The sequence below is a fragment of the Streptomyces sp. NPDC014727 genome, assembly GCF_043083485.1.
Taxonomy (GTDB): Bacteria; Actinomycetota; Actinomycetes; order Streptomycetales; family Streptomycetaceae; genus Streptomyces.
On record NZ_JBIBYR010000029.1, the window covers coordinates 85691 to 91690 of the forward strand.

Annotated in this window: 3 protein-coding genes; 1 reads left to right on the forward strand and 2 read right to left on the reverse strand. The window is 72.1% G+C overall.

Annotated elements, in window-relative coordinates; translation table 11 throughout:
* Positions 1-6 precede the first annotated feature (6 nt).
* Positions 7-2304, reverse strand: a complete 2298-nt coding sequence (locus tag ACF1B9_RS31680) for a heavy metal translocating P-type ATPase (RefSeq protein WP_391745950.1) — start codon at positions 2302-2304, stop codon at positions 7-9.
* A gap of 249 nt (positions 2305-2553) precedes the next feature.
* On the opposite strand from ACF1B9_RS31680, the gene ACF1B9_RS31685 reads away from it, so the two are divergent.
* On the forward strand, positions 2554-3252 hold the full coding sequence (locus ACF1B9_RS31685; protein WP_391745943.1) for a copper homeostasis protein CutC: 699 nt from the start codon (positions 2554-2556) through the stop codon (positions 3250-3252).
* A 150-nt stretch (positions 3253-3402) separates the two neighbouring features.
* On the opposite strand, the gene ACF1B9_RS31690 is transcribed toward ACF1B9_RS31685, so the two are convergent.
* Entirely contained in the window at positions 3403-5493 is a 2091-nt protein-coding gene (locus tag ACF1B9_RS31690; protein WP_391745945.1) for a HelD family protein, read from the reverse strand.
* Positions 5494-6000: the final 507 nt, after the last annotated feature.

A 6000-nucleotide genomic window follows, 5' to 3' on the forward strand; every position in this document is an offset into this window, starting at 1 on the left:
GGCTTCCTACGCCGCCGCCCTGAACCCGCGCAGCCGCAGCGAGTTGCCCACCACGAAGACCGACGAGAACGCCATGGCGGCGCCCGCGATCATCGGGTTGAGCAGTCCGGCCGCGGCGAGCGGCAGTGCCGCCACGTTGTAGGCGAAGGCCCAGAACAGGTTCGTACGGATGGTGCCCAGCGTCCTGCGCGAGAGGCGGATGGCGTCCGCCGCGGCCCGCAGGTCCCCGCGTACCAGCGTCAGGTCGCCGGCCTCGATCGCGGCGTCCGTCCCCGTACCCATCGCCAGGCCCAGATCGGCCTGGGCGAGGGCCGCCGCGTCGTTGACGCCGTCACCGACCATGGCGACCGAACGGCCCTGGGACTGGAGTTCCTTGACGACGTCGACCTTGTCCTCCGGCATGACCTCCGCGTACACCTTCTCGATCCCGACCTCGGCCGCGACCGCCTCGGCCACCGCCCGGTTGTCACCGGTGAGCAGGATCGGGGTCAGCCCCAGGGCCCGCAGCCGCCGAATGGCCTCCGCACTGGTGTCCTTCACCGCGTCGGCGACTGCCAGGACCGCCCGTGCCTCGCCGTCCCAGGCGACCGCGACGGCCGTCCGGCCGGCGGCCTGTGCCGCGGCCTTGTGCCGGGCCAGCTCCACCGGCAGGTGGATCTCCCACTCGGCGAGCAACTGCTCACGGCCGACGAGCACGGCGTGCCCCTCGACGACACCCTGGACGCCGAGCCCCGCGATGTCGGCGAAGTCCTCGGGGGTGGGCAGGGCGGCACCGGTGCGCTCGGCGGCTCCGGCGGCGACGGCCCGGGCGATGGGGTGTTCCGAGGAGTGCTCCAGGGCGCCCGCGAGCCGCAGCACATCGCGCTCGTCCGTACCGTCCGCCGTGTGCACCTCCAGCAGGGTCATCCGGCCGGTGGTGACCGTGCCGGTCTTGTCGAGGACGATCGTGTCGACGCGGCGGGTGGTCTCCAGGACCTCCGGGCCCTTGATCAGGATGCCGAGCTGGGCGCCGCGCCCGGTGCCGACCATGAGGGCGGTGGGAGTGGCGAGGCCCAGGGCGCAGGGGCAGGCGATGATCAGTACGGCGACGGCGGCGGTGAACGCGGCGGTCAGGCCCGCGCCGTTGCCGAGCCAGAAGCCGAGCGTGCCGAGCGCGAGGGCGATGACGACGGGGACGAAGACGGCCGAGATCCGGTCCGCGAGGCGCTGGGCCGCCGCCTTGCCGTTCTGCGCGTCCTCGACGAGCTTCGCCATCCGGGCCAGCTGGGTGTCGGCGCCGATCCGGGTGGCCTCGACGACGAGCCGGCCGCCCGCGTTGAGTGTGGCGCCGGTGACGGAGTCGCCGACGGAGACCTCCACCGGCACGGACTCACCGGTGAGCATCGACGCGTCCACGGCCGACGCGCCCTCCACGACGGTGCCGTCGGTGGCGATCTTCTCGCCGGGCCGGACCAGGAACCGGTCCCCGACCTGGAGGTCGGCGGTCGGCACGGTCACCTCACGGCCACCGCGCAGCACGGTGACCTCCTTGGCGCCGAGCTCCAGCAGCGCCTTGAGGGCGGCGCCCGCCTTCCGCTTGGAGCGGGCCTCGAAGTAGCGCCCGGCCAGGATGAAGGCGGTGACGCCGGCCGCGGCCTCCAGGTAGATGTTGCCCGCGCCGTCGCTCCGGCCGATGGTCAGCTCGAAGGGGTGCGTCATGCCGGTCATCCCGGCGGTGCCGAAGAACAGTGCCCACAGCGACCACAGGAACGCGGCCGAGGTGCCGACCGAGATCAGGGTGTCCATCGTCGCCGCGCCGTGCCGGGCGTTGGTGAACGCGGCCTTGTGGAACGGCCATGCGGCGTACGTGACGACGGGCGCCGTCAGGGTCAGCGAGAGCCACTGCCAGTAGTCGAACTGGAGTGCCGGGACCATCGCCATCGCGATCACCGGCACGGCGAGCGCGACGGCGGTGAGCAGCCGCTGCCGCAGGGGGCGCAGCTCGTCGGCCGCCGCCTCGGGGGCGTCGGCCTCGGTGGGCGCCGGGGGCGCGGGCCGGTGCGCCGTGTAACCCGTCTTCTCGACGGTGGCGATCAGGTCCTGTACGGAGACGTCCTCGCCCCGGTAGCTGACCTTGGCCTTCTCGGTGGCGTAATTGACGGTGGCCTCGACGCCGTCCATCCGGTTGAGCTTCTTCTCGATGCGGGCCGCGCAGGAGGCGCACGTCATGCCGCCGATCGCGAGCTCGACCTCTGCGGTGGTGCCGGTGGCGGTGCCGGAGCTGGAGCCGGAGCCGGAGCCGGTTGTGGCGGTGTGCGCGGACACGATGTCCTCCCTGGCGGAGATGTTCATACCCCTGGGGGGTATGTATTGCATGTTCAGGTATACCCCCCTCCCCTATAAAGCGCAAGGGTGGATCTGTCGCCGGGATCCGGAGTGTCCGCGTCCGGCGCCCCGGGATGCGTCTGACCTCACGTATCTTCACGTCGGATTGAGGCTGCGCCCTCGGTCGGCCGACCCGTAGGCTGGTCATTGGACTAGACCTATTGCCGCTTCCTGGAGGATGGGGATCCCATGAGCAACCGTGCAGTCCTGGAGGTGATCGCTCTCGACGCGGAGGACGCGGTCGCTGCCCAGACGGGTGGTGCGGACCGCCTTGAGCTGGTCACCGACATGGCGGCCGACGGCCTGACCCCGTCCTGCGCGACCTTCGCGGAGATCCGGGCAGCGGTGGACATTCCGCTGCGGGTGATGCTCAGGGTGGCGGACGGCTTCGCGGCCGGAGACATCGATGTGCTCGTGGCCAAGGCGCGCGAACTGCGTGCGGAGGGCGCCGAGGAGTTCGTCCTGGGCTTCCTCGACGCCGAAGGGCACCCGGACCTGGTCGCCGTCGAACGGCTCGTCGCCGAGCTGGACGGCTGCCCCTGGACCTTCCACCGCGCGATCGACCGGGCCGCTGACCGCGACGCCCTGCGCAAGCAGCTGGCGGACATGCCGGGCCTCGACACGTACCTCACCGCGGGCTCGCCGAAGGGCGTGGACGACGGCATCCCGACCCTGCTCGCGGAGGCGGCCCGCACGGGCGAGGCCGGGTACGAGCCCCGGATCCTGGTGGGCGGCGGGCTCCGCCTGGACCACTTGCCGGAGCTGCTGGCCGCGGGCCTCGACGCGGTGCACATCGGCGGCGCGGCCCGCCCGCACGGCTGGTCGGGCCCGGTGGACGCGACGGCGGTACGGGAATGGCGCACGGTGCTCGACGCGGTGCCTTCCTGACTGATCTCACACCAGCTGGACGCCCGAGCCGGGCCGCAGGTTTTCCCCGCGATGTGATCCCCGCCACATGCGGGAAAACCCGGCCCGGTGGGGCTGTTCCCCCGTCCGCCCCTTCAGGGGCCCGGGGACGTCGCTCCCGGGCCCCGCTCCTCACACGCCGGAGAGGCTCGCGGGCGCCAGCTCTCCCGGCAACTCTGCCGCGTGCACCACCGTCAGCCCCGACACCGCACGCGTCAGCGCCACGTACAGCCGGCGCAGCCCCGTGCGCTCGTCCGGTTCGCCGTCCACCACCGCGGCCGGCTCGTCCAGTACCACGTAGTCGTACTCCAGGCCCTTCGCCAGCGATGCCGGGACCAGCGTCAGCCGGGACTCGGCGGTCGTCTCCTCACCGGGGGAGAGATACGCGTGGCCCGCCGCGGTCAGCGCGTCCGCCAGCGCAGGAACACGCGCATCGGCTGCGATCAGGCCGATCGACCCCTCCCGCGTCAGCGACTCCTCGCACGCCGCCAGCACCGCCGCGTCCACCGCAGGGCCGGCCACCTGCCGTACCTCCAGCGAACCCGGCGACTCGCGCACCGACTCCACCGCCGCGAGCCCCGGAGAGATCTCCGGCAGCAGCCGGGACGCGTACGCGATCACCTCGCGCGGCACACGGAAGCCCGCCGTCAGCTCCTCCACCACCGCGTCCGGCTTGCCCAGGTGGTGCAGTGCCTGCGCCCAGCTCTCCGTCGACCACGGCGTCGTGCCCTGCGCGAGATCGCCGAGGACCGTCGCCGAGCCCGTCGTGCAACGGCGGCCCACCGCCCGGTACTGCATGGGGGACAGGTCCTGCGCCTCGTCGAGCACGACATGGCCGAGCGAGTGCGTACGCGCCACCAGATCGCTCGCCTCGTCGATCAGCACCGCGTCCGCCGCCGACCACTTCGCGGACTTCACGCTGCGGGCCGGCCTGGTCCACAGGATCGTCTTCTGCTCGTCCTCGGTGAGCAGCCCCGCCGCGTGCGCGGCCAGGAACTCCGCGTCCGACAGCAGCCGCAGCACCACCTTGGCCGGTTCGACGGCAGGCCAGATGGCCTTCACGGCCGCCTTCACCGCAGGGTTGCGGGCCACCGCGTTCTGCACCCGGTCGTCGGGTGCCTCGCCCGCCTCCTCCATCCGTACCAGGACGGAGTGCGCGATGCGCTGCGGAAGCGCCTCGTGGGCGGCCCCGTAGCGCATGTCACGGGCCAGCAGTTCGGTGACGATCTCCTCCAGCTCGTACGCCGGCACCCGCCAGCGCCGCGAACCGCGCACCACCATCACCGGCTCCGTAGGCGGCGTCACATGCGAGCGGATCGCCCGCCGCAGCACCTGGGCCATCCTGGCGTCGCCCTTGATGACGGCGGCGGCCGCCGAGTCCGTGCCGCGCACCTCGATGCCCACCGCCACCAGATCGTCCACGGTCGCCTGCTTCACCTCCAGCTCACCGAGGGCCGGGAGCACCTGCTCGATGTAGTGGAGGAAGGACCGGTTCGGGCCGATGACCAGCGTGCCGGTACGGGCGAGCCGCTCGCGGTGCGCGTACAGCAGATACGCGACCCGGTGCAGGCCGACGGCCGTCTTGCCGGTGCCGGGTCCTCCTTGCACACAGACGGTCCCGCCGAGGCCGCTGCGGACGATCTCGTCCTGCTCGGGCTGGATCGTCGCGACGATGTCACGCATCGGCCCGACACGCGGCCGCTCGATCTCCGCCTGGAGGAGCTTGCTGGTCTGCTCGGCCTCGGCGGGGTCGGTGAGGTGCTCGTCCTCGTACGCGGTCAGCTCACCGCCGGTGTAGCCGAAGCGGCGGCGCCGGCCGACGTCCTGGGGATCCTTCCTGGACGCCCGGTAGAACGGCTGCGAGACGGGCGCGCGCCAGTCGATGACCATCGGGTCGCCATCGGCGTCATGGACGTGGCGGCGCCCGATGTAGAACTGCTCTCCCTCGGCACCCTCGGCCTGTTCCGCACCGACCGCGTGCAGATAGTCCAGGCGCCCGAAGAAGAGCGGTGTATGGGCGAGATCGGCGAGCGACTTGATGCGCTCGTCGATCTGGGCCTGCAGAACGGCCGCGTTCACCCAGTTCGCGGTGACGTCACGGATGTCGAGGGCCTGGGCGTCCTCGCGCATGGCGCGCAACGCGGAGCGGGACGCGGTGAGATGGGCGCGTTCCCGATCCAGGGGATCGGTGGTGGTGTCGCTTTCGTGTTCGTGCGCGGGCACGGTGTTGCCTCCGGCTTTTCAACGCAGGACGGCGGACCGCATCTCGCTCCAGGCCACGGCTCGGGGCGATGCGGTCCGCTCGGGGATCGATCACGGGATACGCGCGCGGGCGCGCGTACGGCTGTCGGCCGGTTTCCGTCCGGTCGGCGGCGCTCCCCCGGCTGCCGGCGAAGGCCGGTACCACGGTGCGGGAGGCGGGCAGACCGGCGATTGTAACGACCACCCCCGGCGGGGTCGAACGGATTTGACGCCCGGCCGACACCGGGCTCGATCCGGCCCGCTGCCGGGTCCACCCCGTAGGGGACGGCATGCGACCGGAGACCTACGCGCACCGCTCCCGGATTCCGCCCGAGGATCGATGCCGTCGCGGGCCGGGCGCAGGACCATGGACTACATGAGCACCCTCACCCTGAACCGTTCCTAATCAGTGAGCAGGAGTGAGTCTTGGACCCACTGCCCGGCACTGCGCGTATCCCGAACGGTTTTGGATGCGCTGGTCTCCCGCGT

Coding starts and splice junctions, on each gene's coding strand:
- ACF1B9_RS31685 (WP_391745943.1), top strand. CDS start 2,554: ATGAGCAACCGTGCAGTCCTGGAGGTGATCGCTCTCGACGCGGAGGAC.